22 protein-coding genes are annotated in these 18,529 nt (G+C 52.7%); 9 read left to right on the top strand and 13 right to left on the bottom strand.

Features of this window, described 5'->3' with window-relative positions; translation table 11 throughout:
* Window positions 1–22: 22 nt before the first annotated feature.
* The 4 genes from B5F34_RS03885 to B5F34_RS03875 all read right to left on the bottom strand — a co-directional run bounded on the left by B5F34_RS03885 (window position 23) and on the right by B5F34_RS03875 (window position 1,983).
* Window positions 23–538: a response regulator transcription factor gene (locus B5F34_RS03885; protein ID WP_239448791.1), complete on the bottom strand. Its 516-nt coding sequence runs from the start codon at window positions 536–538 to the stop codon at window positions 23–25.
* Window positions 504–692 (bottom strand): hypothetical protein, encoded by a 189-nt coding sequence (locus B5F34_RS17835; RefSeq protein WP_239448789.1) that lies wholly within the window; start codon window positions 690–692, stop codon window positions 504–506. The genes B5F34_RS03885 and B5F34_RS17835 overlap by 35 nt, the downstream gene beginning before the upstream one ends.
* A 12-nt stretch (window positions 693–704) precedes the next feature.
* Window positions 705–1,433, bottom strand: coding sequence for a HAMP domain-containing sensor histidine kinase (locus B5F34_RS03880; protein ID WP_087335262.1), 729 nt, complete (start codon window positions 1,431–1,433; stop codon window positions 705–707).
* Window positions 1,434–1,551: 118 nt separating this feature from the next.
* Entirely contained in the window at window positions 1,552–1,983 is a 432-nt protein-coding gene (locus B5F34_RS03875) for a hypothetical protein (RefSeq protein WP_087335259.1), read from the bottom strand.
* 143 nt (window positions 1,984–2,126) lie between these two features.
* Here B5F34_RS03875 and B5F34_RS03870 point away from each other — a divergent pair, with 143 nt between their 5' ends.
* Window positions 2,127–2,588: a DUF2059 domain-containing protein gene (locus B5F34_RS03870; RefSeq protein WP_239448787.1), complete on the top strand. Its 462-nt coding sequence runs from the start codon at window positions 2,127–2,129 to the stop codon at window positions 2,586–2,588.
* Between the two features lie 762 nt (window positions 2,589–3,350).
* Here B5F34_RS03870 and B5F34_RS03865 read toward each other — a convergent pair.
* The 3 genes from B5F34_RS03865 to B5F34_RS03855 are packed head-to-tail and all read right to left on the bottom strand — an operon-like array spanning window position 3,351 to window position 4,584.
* A complete protein-coding gene (locus tag B5F34_RS03865) occupies window positions 3,351–3,983 on the bottom strand; it encodes a ribonuclease H family protein (RefSeq protein ID WP_087335256.1) in 633 nt (210 codons plus the stop codon).
* An 8-nt stretch (window positions 3,984–3,991) separates the two neighbouring features.
* Window positions 3,992–4,330, bottom strand: coding sequence for a hypothetical protein (locus B5F34_RS03860; RefSeq protein ID WP_239448785.1), 339 nt, complete (start codon window positions 4,328–4,330; stop codon window positions 3,992–3,994).
* Complete coding sequence (locus tag B5F34_RS03855; protein WP_087335253.1) at window positions 4,318–4,584, bottom strand: hypothetical protein; 267 nt, start codon at window positions 4,582–4,584, stop codon at window positions 4,318–4,320. The genes B5F34_RS03860 and B5F34_RS03855 overlap by 13 nt, the downstream gene beginning before the upstream one ends.
* Before the next feature lie 156 nt (window positions 4,585–4,740).
* Between B5F34_RS03855 and B5F34_RS03850 the strand changes: the two genes are divergently transcribed.
* The 5 genes from B5F34_RS03850 (at window position 4,741) to B5F34_RS03830 (ending at window position 9,233) form a co-directional block, all read left to right on the top strand.
* Entirely contained in the window at window positions 4,741–5,268 is a 528-nt protein-coding gene (locus tag B5F34_RS03850) for a shikimate kinase (RefSeq protein ID WP_087335251.1), read from the top strand.
* Between the two features lie 63 nt (window positions 5,269–5,331).
* Window positions 5,332–7,224 carry a biosynthetic arginine decarboxylase gene (gene speA, locus B5F34_RS03845; protein WP_087335249.1) on the top strand — a complete coding sequence of 631 codons (1,893 nt, stop codon included), beginning with the start codon at window positions 5,332–5,334 and terminating at the stop codon, window positions 7,222–7,224.
* Window positions 7,225–7,383: 159 nt separating this feature from the next.
* Window positions 7,384–8,178, top strand: coding sequence for an acetylglutamate kinase (argB, locus tag B5F34_RS03840; RefSeq protein WP_087335247.1), 795 nt, complete (start codon window positions 7,384–7,386; stop codon window positions 8,176–8,178).
* Between the two features lie 61 nt (window positions 8,179–8,239).
* Window positions 8,240–8,749, top strand: coding sequence for an RNA polymerase sigma factor (locus tag B5F34_RS03835; protein ID WP_087335245.1), 510 nt, complete (start codon window positions 8,240–8,242; stop codon window positions 8,747–8,749).
* On the top strand, window positions 8,739–9,233 hold the full coding sequence (locus tag B5F34_RS03830; protein ID WP_087335243.1) for a hypothetical protein: 495 nt from the start codon (window positions 8,739–8,741) through the stop codon (window positions 9,231–9,233). The genes B5F34_RS03835 and B5F34_RS03830 overlap by 11 nt, the downstream gene beginning before the upstream one ends.
* Window positions 9,234–9,469: 236 nt before the next feature.
* On the opposite strand, the gene B5F34_RS03825 is transcribed toward B5F34_RS03830, so the two are convergent.
* Window positions 9,470–10,312, bottom strand: coding sequence for a head GIN domain-containing protein (locus tag B5F34_RS03825; RefSeq protein WP_087335241.1), 843 nt, complete (start codon window positions 10,310–10,312; stop codon window positions 9,470–9,472).
* A gap of 264 nt (window positions 10,313–10,576) precedes the next feature.
* Between B5F34_RS03825 and B5F34_RS03820 the strand changes: the two genes are divergently transcribed.
* A complete protein-coding gene (locus tag B5F34_RS03820; protein ID WP_204245579.1) occupies window positions 10,577–11,290 on the top strand; it encodes a YgjP-like metallopeptidase domain-containing protein in 714 nt (237 codons plus the stop codon).
* Here B5F34_RS03820 and B5F34_RS03815 read toward each other — a convergent pair.
* From B5F34_RS03815 to B5F34_RS03800, 4 genes are all read right to left on the bottom strand, one after another.
* Window positions 11,272–12,486, bottom strand: coding sequence for a DUF4934 domain-containing protein (locus B5F34_RS03815; RefSeq protein ID WP_087335239.1), 1,215 nt, complete (start codon window positions 12,484–12,486; stop codon window positions 11,272–11,274). The two genes, B5F34_RS03820 and B5F34_RS03815, sit on opposite strands and share 19 nt — an antisense overlap.
* A 2-nt stretch (window positions 12,487–12,488) precedes the next feature.
* Window positions 12,489–13,763, bottom strand: a complete 1,275-nt coding sequence (locus B5F34_RS03810) for a DUF4934 domain-containing protein (protein WP_087335237.1) — start codon at window positions 13,761–13,763, stop codon at window positions 12,489–12,491.
* Window positions 13,764–14,020: 257 nt separating this feature from the next.
* On the bottom strand, window positions 14,021–14,623 hold the full coding sequence (locus B5F34_RS03805) for a lysine exporter LysO family protein (protein ID WP_087335235.1): 603 nt from the start codon (window positions 14,621–14,623) through the stop codon (window positions 14,021–14,023).
* Entirely contained in the window at window positions 14,620–14,901 is a 282-nt protein-coding gene (locus tag B5F34_RS03800; RefSeq protein ID WP_087335233.1) for a LysO family transporter, read from the bottom strand. The genes B5F34_RS03805 and B5F34_RS03800 overlap by 4 nt, the downstream gene beginning before the upstream one ends.
* A 159-nt stretch (window positions 14,902–15,060) precedes the next feature.
* Between B5F34_RS03800 and B5F34_RS03795 the strand changes: the two genes are divergently transcribed.
* Window positions 15,061–15,669: a ribonuclease HII gene (locus B5F34_RS03795; RefSeq protein ID WP_087335231.1), complete on the top strand. Its 609-nt coding sequence runs from the start codon at window positions 15,061–15,063 to the stop codon at window positions 15,667–15,669.
* 4 nt (window positions 15,670–15,673) lie between these two features.
* Here B5F34_RS03795 and B5F34_RS03790 read toward each other — a convergent pair whose 3' ends face one another.
* Complete coding sequence (locus B5F34_RS03790) at window positions 15,674–16,600, bottom strand: magnesium transporter CorA family protein (RefSeq protein WP_087335229.1); 927 nt, start codon at window positions 16,598–16,600, stop codon at window positions 15,674–15,676.
* A 291-nt stretch (window positions 16,601–16,891) separates the two neighbouring features.
* Between B5F34_RS03790 and gpmI the strand changes: the two genes are divergently transcribed.
* The gene (gene gpmI / locus B5F34_RS03785; RefSeq protein ID WP_087335227.1) at window positions 16,892–18,412 is read left to right on the top strand and encodes a 2,3-bisphosphoglycerate-independent phosphoglycerate mutase; all 1,521 of its coding nucleotides are present in this window, start codon (window positions 16,892–16,894) and stop codon (window positions 18,410–18,412) included.
* Window positions 18,413–18,529: the final 117 nt, after the last annotated feature.

Genomic DNA, 18,529 nt, shown 5'->3' with positions numbered 1-18,529 from the left:
GGTGGCGGTCAGCCTTTCCGACCTATCCTTTTATTTGCAAGCGGTAGCCTTCCTTGGGTAGGGTGCGTATTTCGACGTTGGATTCATCGGCAAGGTAGCGGCGCAGCCGCAAGATATGGTTGTTTAGGCTCTGTTCGTTGCCTATTCCACCTTCCCACAGTTCGTTTTCCATCTCCCGGCGGGTTACGGTGCGGTTGGGGTGTAGTGCCAGCAGACGCAACAGTCGGAATTCAGACAGACTGAGCTTGTGCAGTGTCATGCCGTCCCGCATTAGTTCGTGGGTTTGCGGGTCAAGATATAGCGGACCCAGAGGGATGCCTTTCGGGCGGTGGCCGGGGGCATAACGGCGCAGGTAGGCAGTCAGTTCTGCCATTTCAAAAGGCTTTTTCAGGTAGGTCACGGCACCGGTTTCCAAGGCTTGCGCCACGGTTTCCGCTCCCACGTGCGATGAAATGAACAGCAGGGGAGTTTCCGGTGCCAGCGCTTTCAGTTGCGGTGCCAGGTCAATGCCGCTGCTGCGTCCTAATTCTACGTCCAATAATGATGTCGGGTTGCCATTCCTTCACAATGGCAGCGAGACCTGCTGCCGAGGTCTGGTAATGCACCTCATAGCCTTCTTCTTCCAAGGCAAGGGTGATGATGTTGCCCAAGGCAATATCGTCATCTGCCAATAAAACTTTTATCTTGTCCATACGATTCGTTTTTTACTCCAGCGGGATGCTGAATGAGAAGGTGCTTCCTTTCCCTTCGGTGCTTCTCACGCTGATTTTTCCCTTGTGTTCGTCAATAATGTATTTCGACTGGGCCAGTCCGATGCCGTATCCCTTCCGGATCCGTTCTTCGGTCTGCGGCACCTGGTAGAATTGCCTGAAGATTTTTTTCAGGTGGCAGGGAGCGATGCCCCATCCGTTGTCGGCCACGTCCACGTTCAGGTTCCGGGCATCGGCGCTTAGGGTGACGGTCACCTCCACGCCGTCGTCTGCATATTTTAGGGCGTTTTCCACAAAGTTCCTCAGCACGTTTTCGATGTACATTCCGTCCGCGTGTATGCGGATGCCCTGGGGCAGTCGGTTGACCAGTTCGATGTGGTGGGGCTTTTCGCGGTAGAGTGTGTTGAGGCTGCCTATGGTCAGTTCTGCCAGTCGCGGCATGTCGATGTCCTCTTTCTTCAACACGAGCCTGTTCCTGTCTTTCCTTACGGTGACGAGCAATGCTTCGATGTTGCTCACCTGATGCTTCACCTCGGCCTGCACCCGTTCAATCGCTTTCCGTTTGGCTTCGTTGGTTTCGCCGGAGGCAATCCACCCCAAGGTGGTGAAGGCGCTGTTCAGGGGCGACTTCAGGTCGTGTATCGTGCCGTTGATGGTTTCCTCGCGCCGTATCTTGCCCAATTGCAGTCCTACGCACAGCAGGGCGATGAGTGCCAACAGCAACGATACCGATGTTTTGCAAGATGAAGCTGGAAGGGGGAATGTAGGCGTCCAAACGGATGTATTGCAGGCCGAAAGCGCTGATAGAGATTGGGTCGGAAATGTAGTTAGGGCGATGTCCTTACAGACTGTCGATAAAATTGACGACGTTTTTATTCTTGTCTAAGAGATAAATTGCGTAATTGTGTTCGTTAGCTTGGATATTTGTACTGAAATAGTTAGCCAAAATATCAATGCAAATATAATCGTTTGTGTATAGTCTGATATCTTGTAGCCAATTAAGTGCAGACTCTGTTTTTGATTCTTCGTTGTTCATTGTAATGGTTGAATTATGTTCCTGTTCAAATTTTTTCGTTAGTTCTTTGACTTTATTCATATCTGCATTTTTCCAAGCGTTGAACGTCAGTTCATCTTCAATGGCCTTTTTGAATGCTTTGTGTAGCTTGATAGCTTTTTCTTCTTTGTAGTTCTTATATAAACTATATACGTAGCTCGTTTGCAGACAAATTACGGCTAAGGTTGCTAATAGGGTGATATAGTAGTATCTTTTCATGATATAATTTTTTGTGTCGCAAACATAATAATTTTGTGGCAAAAATAGGATGAAAAGATGATGTTTTTGTTATAAATGTGCTTGAAGAAATGCTTTATCTTTGCGGCATGTTTAATTCAATGTTCAATCTAAAAAATATCGTTATGCAAAAGAGAATTTTTTCGATGTGGGTGGCTGTTTTTGCCATGTTGTTTGTTTATTCGTCCCGTGTGTCGGCACAGGACGTGAGTGATGAATACAAGTCGCAGTTGCGTGAGATGCTTACTGTGTCCGGCTCGTTGGAAGGGGCGCGTCAGGTGGTGCCTCAGTTGTTGGCACTGGTGAAACAACAGCAGCCCGAAATTTCCGATGAAGCATGTCGCAAAGTGGAAGAAACATTCAATGTGAAAGTGATAGACCGTATGGTGGACTTGTATGCTCCTATTTACATAAAATACCTGACGCTGGACGACCTGAAGCAGATTGTGGCTTTCTACCAGACCCCCGCTGGCAAGAAGTGGGGCGAGGCCACGCCTTCCATCACCTTAGAAGGCACGAAGATGGGACAACAGTTGGGCATGGAGCTTGCCGGTGAGATTCAGCAGGCACTGCAAGATGCAAAATAAGGGGGTTACTTGCAACTTGTTACTCTATTATGGAAAGATAGGCTGAAATCGCGTATTTTATAAACGCTTTTAGCCTATCTTTCACTGTATTTATTTGATGGATAGGATGTTGATAATTTGAAAGAGGCTGTTTTTTGTAAATGAAATTGAGGTGATTTTCTGCTTCATTCCGTGTAAAAGGAACCGAACAATTAAGTCTCCTTAAACATCCTTCATGCCTTCACGGAAATCCAACCGCTTGATAATACGAACGATATGGTGAAGGATTCATCTTTCACCAGTCTTTCACATTCGCTTTTTGCAATCCCTGGTGATACGGGTGAGACTGATTCCTGCTGACTTGCACTTATAATCTGAAAGTCGATTTCTTATCGCTTGGGAGTCGGCTTCTTATGGCTTGAAGCCCGGCTTCTACGTGCTTGGAAGCAGAGAAAGGCATGTGAAGGGCGTGAAGGATGCGTGAAAGCAATTATCTTTCACAATAATTCATTGTCACATAATGTGTTATAGTCGTGTGAAGGCGTGAGGGCAGTTTCATGAGCATTTAGTAAGAGGAGTGTAAGACATCGGCTAGGCAGGGGAGTATGGAAAAATGCACATAAAATGCACATCGGAAATATCCGGAAAATCGAAAGTCCCTGCTTGCATCCACCGGGACAGATGGCATTGCTCAAATGAAGGTTTACGGTGCTCAAATGAAGGTTTACGATGCTCAAATAGAGGTTTACGTTGCTCATAGGCAGAGTTAGGAACGCAGCTTGTTCATTTCCTTCCGAAGTCAGCCGGAATCTCTCCCCATTGCTCCGTTTCCCACTTCAGGATGGGAGTGGTATAGGCGTTGTCGCGGAGCCATCGCTCGGCGCGGTCGATGAGTTGGAAGAGGGTTTCGGTGCGGGCGTTGCGGGGCAGTTTGGTTTTGCATTTCTTCTGGCGCACCCAACTGATGGCATTCCGGCTGTCGCTGTAGATAGGCATGTCGAGACCTTTCTGCTTCAGCAGGGCCAGGGCATGGACGATGGCAAGAAATTCGCCGATGTTGTTCGTGCCGTACACCGGGCCGAAATGGAAAACCTGCTGGAAGGCGGGCAGGTACACGCCGCGGTATTCCATCTGCCCCGGATTGCCGCTGCACGCCGCGTCTACGGCCAGTGCCTGTCCCGTGAAGCTAGGGGGCAGGGTGGGGGCAGAAGGCTTTGGGAAGGTATGGGTGGATGTGGCGGGTCGGATGTAGTCGGCGGGCGAGGAGGCAAAGGCTTCTTCTGCCTCCTCAAGGGTGTCGAACGATTTATAGCGGGCGCCTGCATAGCCTTTTACCTGCAGTTGGCAGTCGGTCCACGAACGGTAGATGCCGGGGGTGACGCCTGCCCAGACAACGTAGAATTTCGGTTTCTTCATGTCGAAAACTATAGGTATTGGGCGATGAAGTGGTTGTTGTTGATGTAGCGGATGAGGTAGATGATTTCTTCGCCCCTCCGGTAGAGGTTGAAGAAGACGTACCATTGTGTGCCTTTATTCTTCCGGAAAGCGGCGTAAAGCATGTGCCTGCCGTAGCGGTCGAAGTAGGGCGGGGCAGGTTTGTGCAGCTTTACGGAGAGGTCGGTGCGGATGTCGGCAATCAGGTCGTCCACATATTGTTGGGCAAACTCCTCAAATCCAAAATATCCCTTGTCGTAGAGAGTCTGTACGAGTTCTCTCAGGTATAGCCTGACTGTCGGCAATGCAATGATTCTTATTGTCGGCATAGGGGAGGCGTTCTAAACATTTCGTGAATGTCTCTGCGGAGCATTGCTTGCAGTTCATCCAAAGATATGGCACGTTCCAAGTCCTCGTCCGGCTCCAGAAAATAATCTTCCTGGTCGGAAGGTTCGTCTTGGGCGGGTATGATGAGGTATCGTTGGCCTTCGCTGCGTTGCAGCAGCACTTCTTCTCCTTCGTCCACCCGGTCGAGGTAGGCCTGTGGGTTGCTCTTGAATTGGGCGTCGGTGACAACTAACATGATGCTTATGGTTTAATGGATGGTGGATAAAGCTGTTCTTTCCGGCAAAGGTAGCCTTTTGGCGGCAAACTGGCAAGAGTTCGTTAATAAATACCTCCTTTCCCTTTCGCATCTTACTGTAAATGCGTATCTTTGCCCGCAAACGTAGAACTGAATATGGTACGTATCTTTCTGACCGGCTACATGGGAGCCGGCAAGACGACTTTAGGAAAGGCTTTTGCCCGCGAACTGGGAGTGTCGTTTGTCGATTTGGACTGGTACATCGAGGAACGGTTTCACAAGACAATCCCCCAGTTGTTTGCCGAGCGGGGAGAGACGGGGTTCCGCGAACTGGAGCGCAACATGTTGCACGAGGTGGGCGAGTTTGAAAACGTGGTGGTCTCCACCGGCGGAGGCACTCCCTGCTTCTTCGACAACATGGATTACATGAACCACCAAGGGCAGACCGTCTTTTTGGACGTGGATGTCGATACGCTTTTCCGGCGTCTGCGCGTGGCCACCCAGCAACGGCCCATCCTCCAGGGTAAGTCATCGGAAGAATTGCGCGATTTCATCGGAAAAGCGTTGGCAAGCCGGACTGCTTACTACGGACAGGCACGCTACCGCTTTGACGGCAGTCGGTTGGAGAGCCGTTCGCAGATTGCAGGGTCGGTGGAACGGCTGCGGACGTTGCTGGGCGTGTAATAAGGTGGACAGAAGGAATTATGATTATTGTATAACGATAAAACAACAGCAAGTAACTGAAAAATGAGAAAATGGCGTATTGAAGATTCGGAAGAGCTGTACAACATCACCGGTTGGGGCACTTCCTACTTTGGCATTAATGAGAAAGGACATGCAGTCGTAACCCCACGCAAGGATGGCGTGGCCGTTGACCTGAAAGAATTGGTGGACGAGCTGCAACTGCGCGATGTGACGGCTCCCATGCTGTTACGCTTTCCCGACATCTTGGATAACCGCATCGAGAAGATTTCGTGTTGTTTCCAGAAAGCGGCCGAGGAGTATGGCTACAAGGGAGAGAATTTCATCATCTATCCCATCAAGGCCAACCAGATGCGCCCCGTGGTGGAGGAAATGATTACCCACGGCAAGAAGTTCAACCTGGGGCTGGAGGCCGGCTCGAAACCCGAATTGCATGCCGTCATCGGCTTGAACACAGACCCCGACTCGCTGGTGGTGTGTAACGGCTACAAAGACGAGAACTTCATCGAACTGGCCTTGCTGACCCAGAAGATGGGCAAGCGCATCTTCCTCGTGGTGGAGAAACTGAACGAACTGAACCTCATCGCCCGCATCGCCAAGCAGCTGAAGGTGCGCCCCAACATAGGCATACGCATCAAGCTGGCCTCCAGCGGAAGCGGCAAGTGGGAGGAGAGCGGAGGCGATGCCAGCAAATTCGGCCTCACCTCCAGCGAATTGCTCGAAGCACTCGACTTCCTGGAGAAGAAGGACATGAAGGATTGCCTGAAGCTGATACATTTCCACATCGGAAGCCAGATTACCAAGATACGCCGCATCAAGAACGCCCTGCGCGAAGCCTCGCAATTCTATGTGCAGCTGAACAAGATGGGCTTCAACCTGGAGTTTGTAGACACGGGCGGCGGCATGGGTGTGGACTACGACGGCACACGTTCCAGCAGTAGCGAAAGCTCCGTGAACTACTCCATACAGGAATACGTCAACGACGTGGTTTCTACCTTCGTGGATGCTGCCGACAAGCACGGATTCCCCCATCCCAATATCATCACCGAGACGGGCAGAAGCCTGACGGCTCATCACTCCGTGCTGATTATCGAGGTGCTGGAAACGGCCTCGCTGCCGGAAATGGACGACAACTGGGAACCCGACGAGAATGCCCATGAACTGGTGAAGGAGCTCTACCAAATCTGGGACACTCTGAGCCAGCGCAGCATGCTGGAGCCTTGGCACGACGCGCAGCAGATACGCGAAGAAGCCCTCGACCTCTTCAGCCACGGCATCGTGGATTTGAACACCAGGGCGCAGATTGAGAAACTGTATTGGAGCATCTGTCGCGGAATCAGTTCCATCGCCGGCAATATGAAGCATTGCCCCGAAGAGTTCCGCAAACTCAGCAAACTGCTGGCCGATAAATATTTCTGCAACTTTTCACTCTTCCAGTCCTTGCCCGACTCGTGGGCCATCGACCAGATGTTTCCCATCATGCCCATCCAGCGGCTGGACGAGAAGCCCGACCGCGAAGCCACGCTTCAGGACATGACGTGCGACTCGGACGGCAAGATTGCCAACTTCGTCACTTCGCGTCCCGATGCCAGCACCCTGCCCGTGCATTCGCTGCGCAGCAACGAGCCTTACTACTTGGCTGTGTTCCTCGTGGGGGCTTACCAGGAGATTCTGGGCGATATGCACAACTTGTTCGGCGACACGAATGCCGTGCACATTTCTGTCAACAGCAAGGGATATACCATCGACCAGCAAATCGACGGTGAGACCGTGGCAGAAGTATTGGACTACGTGCAGTACAACCCCAAACGGTTGGTGAGCAAGCTGGAAACGTGGGTCAGCCAGTCGGTCAAGGAGGGTAGGATTACGCTGGAAGAAGGCAAAGAATTCCTGACCAATTACCGTTCGGGACTTTACGGATATACCTATTTGGAATAACGGGAGGAGCCCCACCCCGGTCCTCCCCCCGACGGGGAGGGGGATGGGAAGCCTGCCCTTTTGTATCACCCTATAAATGTTTAAACACCTCCCCGATGCAGAATGTAGCATTCTTTACTCCCTCTCTTTCGGGGGAGGGTTGGGGAGGGGCTATTAGTTATGGAGAAACTGACTGTTATTAAAGTGGGTGGCAAGATTGTGGAAGAAGAAGCCACCCTGCATAAATTGTTGGACGATTTTGCCGCTATCGAAGGGCACAAGGTGCTGGTGCATGGTGGAGGACGCTCGGCTACTGCGCTGGCAACCCGCTTGGGCATTGAAAGCCGGATGGTGAACGGACGACGCATCACCGATGCCGATATGTTGCAGGTGGTGACCATGGTCTATGGCGGACTGGTGAACAAGAACATCGTGGCGGGCCTGCAGGCGCGGGGCGTGAACGCACTGGGACTGACGGGAGCCGATATGAACGTCATCCGTTCGGCTAAGCGTCCGGTGAAAGACGGAGTGGATTATGGATTCGTGGGCGATGTGAAGCAGGTGGACGGCGAACGGCTGGGCGAACTGATTGCCGGGGGAATTGTGCCTGTCATGGCTCCCCTGACACACGACGGCGAGGGACACATCCTCAACACCAATGCCGATACCATCGCCGGAGAAACAGCCAAGGGATTGGCTTCGCGGTTTGACGTCACGCTGGTATTCTGCTTTGAGAAGAAGGGCGTGCTGCGTGATGCGGACGATGACGAAAGTGTTATCCCGGCACTGACTCCCCGGGAATTCCGCCAATACGTCGCCGATGGCATCATACAAGGCGGCATGATACCCAAGCTGGAGAATGCTTTTGAGGCATTGAAGGCGGGAGTGCGCCGGGTTGTCATTACTTCTGCTGCGGACATTGCTACGGGTGGCGGTACCCGGATTACCTGGCCAGAGGAGCCCGAATCTAAATAAATGCAAAAAAGCAAATGAAGCCCGTAACTTTCTTCCTGTTCAACCGTCATTCCTAATAGAGATGCAGACACTCGATTTCCGTCGTGATATTCTTCCGCTGAAAGATAAGCTCTTCCGGCTGGCTCTGCGGATTACGTATGACCGGGCTGAGGCGGAGGATATTGTGCAGGAAACCATGATTCGGGTGTGGAGCAGGCGGGATGAATGGTCGTCGTTTTCTTCCGTCGAGGCCTATTGCCTGACGGTGGCACGGAACCTGGCCATCGACCGTAGTGAACGGATGGATGCACGCACCGTGGAACTGACTGCGGAAGCTGAGCAGACACCCGATACTTCCAGCCCTCACGAATTGCTGGTGAGCAAAGAGCGGATGCTGTTGTTGCATCGGCTGATTGCCGGTCTTCCGGAGAAACAGCGCACCGTGTTGCAGTTGCGTGACGTGGAAGGAAAAAGTTACAGAGAAATTGCCGAAATCCTGGGCATCACTGAGGAACAGGTCAAGGTGACGTTGTTCAGGGCGCGGCAGAAAGTGAAACAACAGTTTATTGATAGGGAAAATTATGGACTCTGACAAGCATATAGAAGAACTTTTGCAGCGCTATTGGCTGTGTGAGACTTCCCCCGAGGAGGAAGCACAGTTGCGTGCCTTCTTTGCCAGACAGGAGGTGCCCCAACACTTGCGTGCCTGCAAGGATTGGTTTGCCTATACCGGTAACCAGCAGGAAGAGGGCTTGGGTAATGATTTCGATGCCCGGGTGCTGTCTCAGGTGGAAGTGCCGGTGGTGAAGGCGCGGCGTATCACAATGGTCGGCCGTTTTGCCCCTTTGCTGAAAGCAGTGGCTGTGGTGGCCGTGGTGATAGGACTGGGAGGAGTGGTGCAGCGTTCGTTCTTCCACGGCGGACAGGAAGTGGCTGTGCCCGATACCATCGGGCGGCAGATTTCGGCGCCGTCGGTAGCTCTGTCGGGTGAGGTTTCCGATGGGACGGCAGAAAAACAGAAGCTCGACAGCCTGGCAAGGGTGGAGAAGCCGATGGAGCCGTTCACACAACATTGACTCTTTTTCATTTGCGTTTCATATAACATTTTCATTTGCTTTAAATATAGTTAGTGTGCTTTATTAGACAGTTGAGGCTGTGAAGTTTCAATTCTCTCTCAAAATCTTATGAAAAAACTAACATAAAAAAGGGATGCCGCGTGAGCAGCGTCCCTTTTTTGATGCTACCTCCATAGTTTCCATCAACGGAGATGTGGAGGCAGGCTTTATGTATTAAGAGAGAATTATGTCGTCTGTCAGAGTTCGTAGATGTTCTTGCGCGGCAGGTCCAGTTCCTGGGGGTTGCCTTTGTAGCCAATGCTGCCGCTACCCGTAGTGCGTGCCTTCAGGTAGTCGCTGGCGTAACATTTTACGGAACCGGAGCCCGAAACACTGGCGTTTACGCGCTTGGCTTTCAAATTGACTGCGTGCATGTCGCCTGAACCGGCCACGCTGTAAGAGGCTTCGTCGGCTTGTCCGTCCAAGACAATATCGCCAGAACCTGCAATCGAGGATTTGACAAAAGAAGCAGACAATGCTTTCAGCGCGATGTCGCCCGAACCGGCTATGGAAACTTTGGTTGTAGAGGAAGAGACATCACTCAGCTCTATGTCGCCGGAGCCAGCCATCGAAGTAATCAGCTCTTGGCAACGGATGTGGCTACCGTTGATGTCGCCCGAACCGGACAAGGAGAGGACCAGCCGATCGGTCTTCACACCGTTTTTCAAGTTTATATCACCCGAGCCAGACAAGGAAATGCTGTTCAGGGTCTCGGCAGAGATATCAATGTTCAGTTTGGTATAGCTCACGCTGTAGCCTTTCTTGAAACCGACATAGAGCGTTCCTCCTTTTTCGTAGATGTTCAGCACTTCGGCAATGTTGTCTGAGGTGTAGACCCTGACTTGAGGTTTGCCCGCTTTCTGGGTGAAGTTAACGGTCGGACTGCCAATCAGACTGATCTTGTTGAAATTGTCCACTTTGATTTCTTTGGTCACGTAGTTCTTGCTTTCCTTGATGCGTTTGCTGCCCCATGACTGGGCGTTGGTCATGCAGCTTGTCAGTGCAAAAGCTGCGAGGGCGATACAGAATGTTGCTTTCATATCTTATTTGTTTAATGGTTTGTTCCTTCTTGTTTATTAGACGTAATGCAGGCATGAAAAGTTGCATGTCTCTTTCTCTTTTTTCGGCATTACTTGCTGCCTGTTCTGATTCAATATCCGTGCCAGAAATGAAAGAGCTTGATAGTGAGCATGGTATCTTTTATACACTTGTCCGTTATCGGACACACTGTCCGCTTTTGTGTTGGTAAATGTCCGCTTTTATTTGGCTGTGTCGTACATTCTTTGTTCTTTTGTGTCATGGCAATGAATAATGAAATATATACCTGCGACGACCCGGAACTGGGGCGTTTCCATGTCTGCGTCAGCACCCGGGCCCGCCGTCTGACATTCCGTGCCAAGGAGCGCGAGTTTTGGGTCACTATCCCTGTGGGGGCTTCGCTGTCCGAGGTGAAACGTGCCATCGACAGCCTACGCCCTCGGTTGCGTACGTTGCTCGACAGGGCGTTCACGCCACCTGTCATCGATTTGAAGTATCGGATTGAGGCCCCCTGCATCCGTCTTTCGCTGGAGACGGGCACGGGTTCGCGTTTCTTGCTGCGCCGCGACGGAGAGGAGGTGCGCGTTGTCTGCCCGCCGGATACGGATTTTGCAGACAGTGGCCGGCAGGAATGGCTGCGGCAAGTGGTTACAGAAGCCTTGCGGCGCCGTGCCAAGGAAGTCCTGCCGCTGCGGTTGGAGATGTTGGCGCGGTCGAACGGATTGACATACAGTGCGGTGAAGATAAACAGCAGCGCAGGGCGTTGGGGCAGTTGTTCGGGGCGGGGCAGCATCAACCTGTCGCTTTACCTGATGTTGCTGCCCCTGCACCTGATAGATTATGTATTGCTGCACGAACTGGCGCATACACGTGAGATGAACCACGGCCCGCGCTTCTGGGCCTTACTGGACCGGATGACCGGCGGCAGGGCGCGGGCGTTGCGCGACGAGTTGCGGCAATATCACTGCTCGCTCTTCTGACTGGTTACCACTGCCACGGGATTGTCTTCTTCACCGATGTCCAGCAGCGGGGCAATTGCCGGATTGTTTTTAGCTTCGGGATGCTCTGCCAGCCATTCCACCACCTTGTAAGCCTCGTGCGGGCGACCGGTGTAGGTCATGAAGCCTGTCAGATCGTCTTTCCATCCGCCTTTGCTGGGAGCCAGGCGGGTGATACCGGTCTGGCGGTCGTAAACACCCCGGAAGTTTTCCGGCTCGTCGCCGTAGATGTTGCGTGAGCAGTAGAAAAAGACATGCGACGTTGTTTCAGCTGTGCTGGTGATGAGCAGTTTGTCGGCCACGCCTGTGGTGCGTGTGCGTCCCTCCGTCGGGAAGTGGTATTTGCCTGTATGGAACACCACGGACGGCTGCAACTGCCCGTTGCGCAGGGCATAGATGGTGTCGCAGAAAGCACGGCGGTATTTGATGACCCCGTCCAGCGTTCCGTTACTGTACGGAATGTCTGCCCAGATTCGGCCGTTGCCGTAGTCTGCCCAGAGTAGTGTATTGCCTCCCACGGACTTCATCATCAGTTGAAGAATCTGTCCTCCTTCGTAGTTGGCCTTTACAGCCGGGTCAATCAGGCTGTCCACTTGTTCTCCCCGGTAGTTGAAGATGTCTAAGATGTGCTCGTCGGGGGTAATCATGGCAAATCGGCTGCTGATGATGAGTGAGTCGGTGAACGTGAAGTTGCTGGATGCGCGTGTCACTCCTTGCAGGACGATGCGTCCGTGGTAACCACCCAGCGGGTCGTACTTCTGCAGTTGGTTAGGTTCGCGCAGGAAGTAGAGCAGACCATCGTGTTCGTTGTAGCAGATCTGGTTGACGGAATAGTCCTGCGGGCCTTCGCCCCGGTGGGCAATCCGGGCGAGGAAACGGCCGGTCTGCTTGTCGAAGGTATAAATGGCATCTGCCTCTTCGTAGGTGACAAGGATGTACTTGTCCGTAATCACGTTGTACGGGTTCTTGCCGATGAGGCATGAGTCGTTGGTTTCCAACGGCACGTAGCGCACGGAGTCGAACTCGGTGGACATCTTCAGTTCTTCTTCCAGATTCTCCAGGGCGGTTTCCACGTCGACGATGGTCAGTCCGTCTTCTGTAGAGGTGCTTTTCGGGTTGCTGCCGCAGGCTGTCAGCAGACAAGCGAGGGCGACGGTCAGTAGAGATTTTATTTTCATGCTTATTCTTGTGTTACTATGATAGCTACGGGATTATCCTCTTCCTCTATCTTCAGCAGTGGGGCGAGTGCCGGATTGTCTTTGGCTTCGGGATGCTCGTCCAGCCAGGGCAGGATGTCTTCCGGCCAGACCAGGGCGACGTATTCCCCCTGGTCGTTACACGATTCGGGGCAGAAAGGCAGGAAGCCGTTGATGTCGTCTGTCAGGCCATCTTTTTCAGGGCCCATGAGGGTGATGCCGGTCTGCTTGTCGTAGATGCCGTGCAGCACCTCGGTCTTGTCTCCATACAGGTCGCGAAGGCATACGAAGTAGAACTTCTGCGGGGTTTCGAGCGCGTATGCAGTTAGTATCTTGTTGCTGTTGCCCGTCCCGTCGGTAATGGCTTCGGTGGGGAATTGCCATTGTCCCGTCTGGAAGACGTAGAGCGGTTGCAGGCGGTTGTCTTTTATGTTATAGATGGTATCGCTGAAATCTTCTTTGAAGCGCACTTCCCCTAGGCAGGTCCACAACGAGAGATTGCGGTAGATACGTTCGGTAGATTGGCTGGACTGGTTGATGATGAAGCTGGTCTGCCCGAATGTCTTGAGGACGATGCGCGGATTCTCATCGTTGGAGAGGTTCGGCAGGGGCAGTCGGGTGTTGATGCTATCCGTCAGTTGTCCGTCGCATGCGAAAATCAGCGATGCCCGGCTATGGCTCCATTGCGGGGTAAGCATGCCATAGCAGTAGTGTCCGATGATGACCGAATCGCCGAAAGCAAGGGTCGGCGGCAAGAAACGTTCCGTAGGAATCGTGACGTGTCCGTGGTAACGCCCCTGCAGGTCGTACTTCTGCAGTTGGTTGGGGGTACGCTCAAAATAGAGCATACCGTTCTGTTCGTTGTAGTATAAGTTGATAATCTGGCTGTATCCTTGCGGGTCTTGTCCAACATGTCCGATGCTGGTGACGAATTGCCCGCTCTTTTTGTCGAAACTGAGACAATTGTCGCCAACATAGAGGGCACCGGCTTGCTTGCTGCTTGCTACAATGATATAATCTCCGCAAATTTTTACTTTGGCATACCGCCCGATGAAGCACGAGTCGCCCGTCTCCAGCGGCACGTATCGCACACGGTTGCCTAACTGCGACAGTTTCAGTTCCTGCAGGTTGTTCACGGCGGTTTCTACATTGATAATGGCCAGTCCGTCTTCTGTAGAGGTGCTCTTCGGGTTGCTGCCGCAGGCTGTCAGCAGGCAGGCGAGGGCAACGGCGTATGCATACAGTTTTCTCTTTTTCATCTGGAATGATACGTTTTTCAGGTTGTATGGGCAAAGATAGACATTTACCTATTCTTTCTGGTAAAGGCACGAGATTGTTTTAATTTTTTTAAAACTTAGTCTGGCGGTTCGGCAGATAGGCTCCCGTCGTTGCCTCTGTAGCACCGGGAAAGCCTATGGACACAGACTGCCAAGCCTTTCGGAGCGTGCTTCCAGTGCCTTTGGAGCGGACTTCCCAGCGCTAAGCATGAACGGTTGATTATCAGGGCGCTGCGACTTTACAGCCCGCAACACAAGGTGACGAGAAACGGCACGCTGAAGTCTACTAAAAAACCATGATAGATAGATACGATGACAAACTGCTGCCCCGATGCCTGCGTGATGACGGGCAGCGTGGTGTCCATCGTCGTGGCACCTCCGGCGGCAATGGGTGCCAGCGGTCCGAAACGCCTCGCCAGCAGCGGTGCCAGCAGCAGGGTGAGAATCTCGCGGATGATGTTGGCAAGCAGTGCCACTGTGCCCAGTTCCGCCCCTTTGTATTCGGTGATGAAGATGCTCGACAGCGAGTAATAGCCGAAGCCTGCACCCACCGCTAAGCAGTCGCCTGTGCTGCGGTGCGTCAGCAGCAGGCTCACGACTGCCGCCCCTGCCAGCGTGCCCACGATGGTGCCTGCGGGCAGCAGCATCAGTCGAGGCGAGAGCGAGCGGAAATTGCGCAGTGTCTGCGGGTCGCTGCCGATGCCTACCCCCACGCAGAACATCAGTGCACAGAGAGTATAGAAGCTGATGTCCGTCTGCGCCAGGTCGATGGAGAAAACCCGCCCCAGTCCGCATGCCACACCCAGCGCGAAGAAAGCGATGATAATCAGACTGCCCTTCATGCCTGGTCCTCCTTCCTGCGTCGTGCCGCTATCTGCCACAGCCCCCATGCCGCCAGCACACTGCCCAGCGTACCTGCCACGGCAATGGCCAGCGCTTCCAACCCCAGCGTGTGCAGTCCGCGGATGATGCGTTCGTTGCTGCCTACCTCTACGCCAAGCAGGAAAAGCAATCCCCAGATGAGTACGGTGATGAGACGGTGTACGCCATCCAGCTTGCGGCGGCGTAACAGGAATCCGGCGAGAATGCCGGTCAGCATGAGTGAGATGACGGTAAACACGGGGTAAATTGAAAATTAAAAATTAAAAATTGAGAATTAAGAATGTAGAGTGAGGAATAAAGCAGAAGCCGAAGAAATTCTTCGTTCTTTCTTCTTCATTTCACGAGTTTCCGGCCGCAAAGATAGACTTTCTGTCCGATTCTGCGTATCTTTGCCGCCATGTTATTGTCTTGTCTACATAAAGATTTGGTCGAAGCCGGGTGCGACGAGGCGGGTCGCGGCTGTCTGGCAGGTGCCGTCTATGCTGCTGCTGTCATTCTGCCTCCCGGTTTCCATAACGAACAGCTGAACGACTCCAAGCAGCTGACGGAGAAGCAGCGCTATGCCTTGCGCGAAGTCATCGAGCGCGAAGCTCTGGCATGGGCCGTGGGCGTGGTTTCTCCACAGGAGATAGACGAAATCAATATCCTCAACGCTTCCTTCCTGGCCATGCACCGTGCCATTGATGCGCTGAAGGTCCGTCCGCAACACCTGCTTATCGACGGCAACCGTTTTCGTCCTTATCCCGGCATTCCGCACACCACGGTGGTGAAGGGCGACGGCAAGTACCTTTCCATTGCTGCTGCCTCTATCCTGGCCAAGACCTATCGCGACGATTATATGCTGCGTCTTCATGCCGAATATCCGTCGTATGGCTGGGACCGCAACAAAGGCTATCCCACGCGCGAACACCGCGCAGCCATTGCCGAATATGGCGCCACACCTCATCACCGGCAGTCGTTCAATCTGCTGGGAGGCGACGGTCAGCTGGAACTGAAGTTTGAGTGAAGGGTCAGAACCACTTGATTTTGCGGAACAGTACAAACGTCCCCGCCGACAGTAGCACCGACACCACGATGATTAGCCCGAACGCATAGGGAATGTGTTCGATGTGTACGTCTACGTTCATGCCGTAGAAACTGGCGATGAGCGTGGGAATCATCAGCGTGATGCTCAGGCTGGTCATGCGTTTCATGATGGCGTTCACGTTGTTCGAGATAATGGAAGCAAAGGCGTCCATGGTGCCCGTCAGGATGTCGCTGTAGATATTCACCGTGTTTACTGCTTGCTTCAGTTCGATAAGCACGTCGTCCAGCAGACCCATGTCCAGGTAGTCCGTGTCTTGGAAGATGTTTTTCAGCCGCCCAATCATCACCTCGTTGCCGCGGATGCTTGTGTCGAAATAGACCAGCGATTTTTGCAGTTTCATCAGCCGCAGCAGGTCTTCGTTGCGGATGCTGCGTTCCAGTTCTTTTTCCGCTTCGGTCACTACGTTGTTGATTTGCTTCAGGTATTTCAGAAACCATACAGCCGACGAGTAGATGATGCGCAGGATGAGGTCCAGCTTGTTGTTGACCACAATGCTTTTGCGGCGCGTGTGCTCAATGAAGTCGTCCATCATTTCCGTATGATGGTAGCAGACGGAGATGATGACATCGTTGTTGGTGATGATGCCGATAGGCACGGTGACGAACGGAATATCCGGCTTGTCATTCTGCATGGGGATGCGCAGGATGGTGAGCAACCAGTTGCCCTCGGTATCAGTGCGCGGTCGTTCGTCCACGTCGGCAATGTCCGTCAGGAAAGCTTCGGGCACCTTCAGCTCCTGGGTCAGGAAGTCGAAGTCGTTGTTGTCCGGGCATTCCACGTTCACCCAGCAGTTGGGCATCCACTCGGGCTTCTCAATGAATCCGTTTTCGCTGTAGAGATATTTCCTCATTGCTAAAAATATAAGTCTTAATATGGTTGGGGAGAGGCAAAGGTAGTCAAAGTTCTCGAACCAGGCATGCGTCCTTTTCTTGTATTCCGGTTTTATTCAATACTTTTAATATTCGCGGTTTGTCACTTCCGGTATCACCTGGCGTGCCGTGGATACTGTCACGTTACAGGACATTAGTCTGCTTTCTCCCAACATTTTCAGTTCTTTTATGCCTCTGTCCCGTTGCTACCCGCCGGGATTTTTGTAAATTTGCACCGCATAAGGAAAAAGTTCAATTTAAATTTTCATATTATGGCTAAGAAAGCTCTTTTAATGATTCTGGACGGTTGGGGCATTGGCGACCGCCAGAAAGATGATGTAATCTATGTAACCCCCACTCCTTACTGGGACAGCCTGTTGGCCAACTATCCGCACTCGCAGCTCCAAGCCAGCGGCGAGAACGTGGGTCTGCCCGACGGACAGATGGGTAACTCTGAAGTGGGACACCTCAATATCGGCGCCGGACGCATCGTTTACCAGGACTTGGTGAAAATCAACCGCGCCTGTGCCGACGGCAGCATCCTGAAGAACAAGGAAATCGTCTCTGCCTTCTCTTACGCCAAGGAGCACGGCAAAAACATCCACTTCATGGGCCTGACCTCCAACGGTGGCGTACACTCCTCGCTGGAACACCTCTTCAAACTCTGCGACATTGCCAAGGAATATGGCATCGGCGAACGCACCTTCATCCACTGCTTCATGGATGGCCGTGATACTGACCCTAAGAGCGGCAAGGGCTTCATCCAGCAACTGACCGACCACTGCGCACAGAGCGCCGGACGCATCGCCAGCATCGTGGGACGCTTCTATGCCATGGACCGCGACAAGCGTTGGGGACGCATCAAGGAAGCCTACGAACTGCTGGTGAACGGCCAGGGCAAGCAGGCTGACGATATGGTGAAGGCCATGCAGGAATCTTACGACGAGGGTGTGACGGACGAGTTCATCAAACCCATCAACAACTGCGCTTTCGACGGCACCATCAAGGAAGGCGACGTGGTTATCTTCTTCAACTACCGCAACGACCGTGCCAAGGAGCTGACAGTCGTACTGACCCAGCAGGATATGCCCGAGGAAGGCATGAAGACCATCCCCGGCTTGCAATACTACTGCATGACGCCGTACGATGCTTCGTTCAAGGGCGTACACATCATCTTCGACAAGGAGAACGTGGCCGACACGCTGGGCGAATATCTCAGCAAGCAGGGCAAGAAGCAATTGCACATTGCCGAGACAGAGAAATATGCACACGTGACCTTCTTCTTCAACGGCGGACGCGAGGCTCCGTTTGAAGGCGAAGACCGTATCCTGGTGCCCTCTCCCAAGGTGGCTACTTACGACCTGAAGCCGGAGATGAGTGCCTATGAGGTGAAGGATAAGCTGGTGGAGGCTATCAACACGCAGCAATATGACTTCATCGTGGTGAACTATGCCAATGGCGACATGGTGGGCCATACGGGTGTGTACGAAGCCATCGAAAAGGCCGTAGTTGCCATCGACAACTGCGTGCGTGACACCGTAGAAGCTGCCAAGGCCAATGACTACGAGGTCATCATCATCGCCGACCACGGCAATGCTGACCACGCTATCAATGAAGACGGTACCCCCAACACGGCTCACTCGCTGAACCCCGTACCCTTCGTCTACGTGACAGCGAACAAGGACGCTAAGGTAGAAAACGGCGTATTGGCCGACGTGGCTCCGTCCATCCTGCACATCATGGGTCTGGCACAGCCGGCTGACATGACGGGCAAGGACTTGATTAGAAATTAAGAATTGAAAATTGAGAATTGAGAAATAATGGCAGCGCAGAACTGCTCTTGATTTCTCAATTCTTTATTCTTATATCAAGAAAGCGTGGACATTCTATTTTTTAATTCTCAATTTTTA

Source organism: Mediterranea sp. An20 (genome assembly GCF_002160055.1).
GTDB lineage: Bacteria > Bacteroidota > Bacteroidia > Bacteroidales > Bacteroidaceae > Bacteroides > Bacteroides avicola.
This window is presented reverse-complemented; position numbering and strand designations above follow the sequence as displayed.

Excerpts from the sequence above, each read along its gene's own strand:
- speA (WP_087335249.1), top strand. The coding sequence starts at position 5,332 with ATGAGAAAATGGCGTATTGAAGATTCGGAAGAGCTGTACAACATCACC.
- argB (WP_087335247.1), top strand. The coding sequence starts at position 7,384 with ATGGAGAAACTGACTGTTATTAAAGTGGGTGGCAAGATTGTGGAAGAA.
- B5F34_RS03860 (WP_239448785.1), bottom strand. The coding sequence starts at position 4,330 with ATGCCGACAATAAGAATCATTGCATTGCCGACAGTCAGGCTATACCTG.
- B5F34_RS03820 (WP_204245579.1), top strand. The coding sequence starts at position 10,577 with ATGAATAATGAAATATATACCTGCGACGACCCGGAACTGGGGCGTTTC.
- B5F34_RS03830 (WP_087335243.1), top strand. The coding sequence starts at position 8,739 with ATGGACTCTGACAAGCATATAGAAGAACTTTTGCAGCGCTATTGGCTG.
- B5F34_RS03875 (WP_087335259.1), bottom strand. The coding sequence starts at position 1,983 with ATGAAAAGATACTACTATATCACCCTATTAGCAACCTTAGCCGTAATT.
- B5F34_RS03795 (WP_087335231.1), top strand. The coding sequence starts at position 15,061 with ATGTTATTGTCTTGTCTACATAAAGATTTGGTCGAAGCCGGGTGCGAC.
- B5F34_RS03810 (WP_087335237.1), bottom strand. The coding sequence starts at position 13,763 with ATGAAAAAGAGAAAACTGTATGCATACGCCGTTGCCCTCGCCTGCCTG.
- B5F34_RS03805 (WP_087335235.1), bottom strand. The coding sequence starts at position 14,623 with ATGAAGGGCAGTCTGATTATCATCGCTTTCTTCGCGCTGGGTGTGGCA.
- B5F34_RS03835 (WP_087335245.1), top strand. The coding sequence starts at position 8,240 with ATGCAGACACTCGATTTCCGTCGTGATATTCTTCCGCTGAAAGATAAG.
- B5F34_RS03870 (WP_239448787.1), top strand. The coding sequence starts at position 2,127 with ATGCAAAAGAGAATTTTTTCGATGTGGGTGGCTGTTTTTGCCATGTTG.
- gpmI (WP_087335227.1), top strand. The coding sequence starts at position 16,892 with ATGGCTAAGAAAGCTCTTTTAATGATTCTGGACGGTTGGGGCATTGGC.
- B5F34_RS03790 (WP_087335229.1), bottom strand. The coding sequence starts at position 16,600 with ATGAGGAAATATCTCTACAGCGAAAACGGATTCATTGAGAAGCCCGAG.
- B5F34_RS03865 (WP_087335256.1), bottom strand. The coding sequence starts at position 3,983 with ATGAAGAAACCGAAATTCTACGTTGTCTGGGCAGGCGTCACCCCCGGC.
- B5F34_RS03850 (WP_087335251.1), top strand. The coding sequence starts at position 4,741 with ATGGTACGTATCTTTCTGACCGGCTACATGGGAGCCGGCAAGACGACT.
- B5F34_RS17835 (WP_239448789.1), bottom strand. The coding sequence starts at position 692 with ATGGACAAGATAAAAGTTTTATTGGCAGATGACGATATTGCCTTGGGC.
- B5F34_RS03855 (WP_087335253.1), bottom strand. The coding sequence starts at position 4,584 with ATGTTAGTTGTCACCGACGCCCAATTCAAGAGCAACCCACAGGCCTAC.
- B5F34_RS03825 (WP_087335241.1), bottom strand. The coding sequence starts at position 10,312 with ATGAAAGCAACATTCTGTATCGCCCTCGCAGCTTTTGCACTGACAAGC.
- B5F34_RS03815 (WP_087335239.1), bottom strand. The coding sequence starts at position 12,486 with ATGAAAATAAAATCTCTACTGACCGTCGCCCTCGCTTGTCTGCTGACA.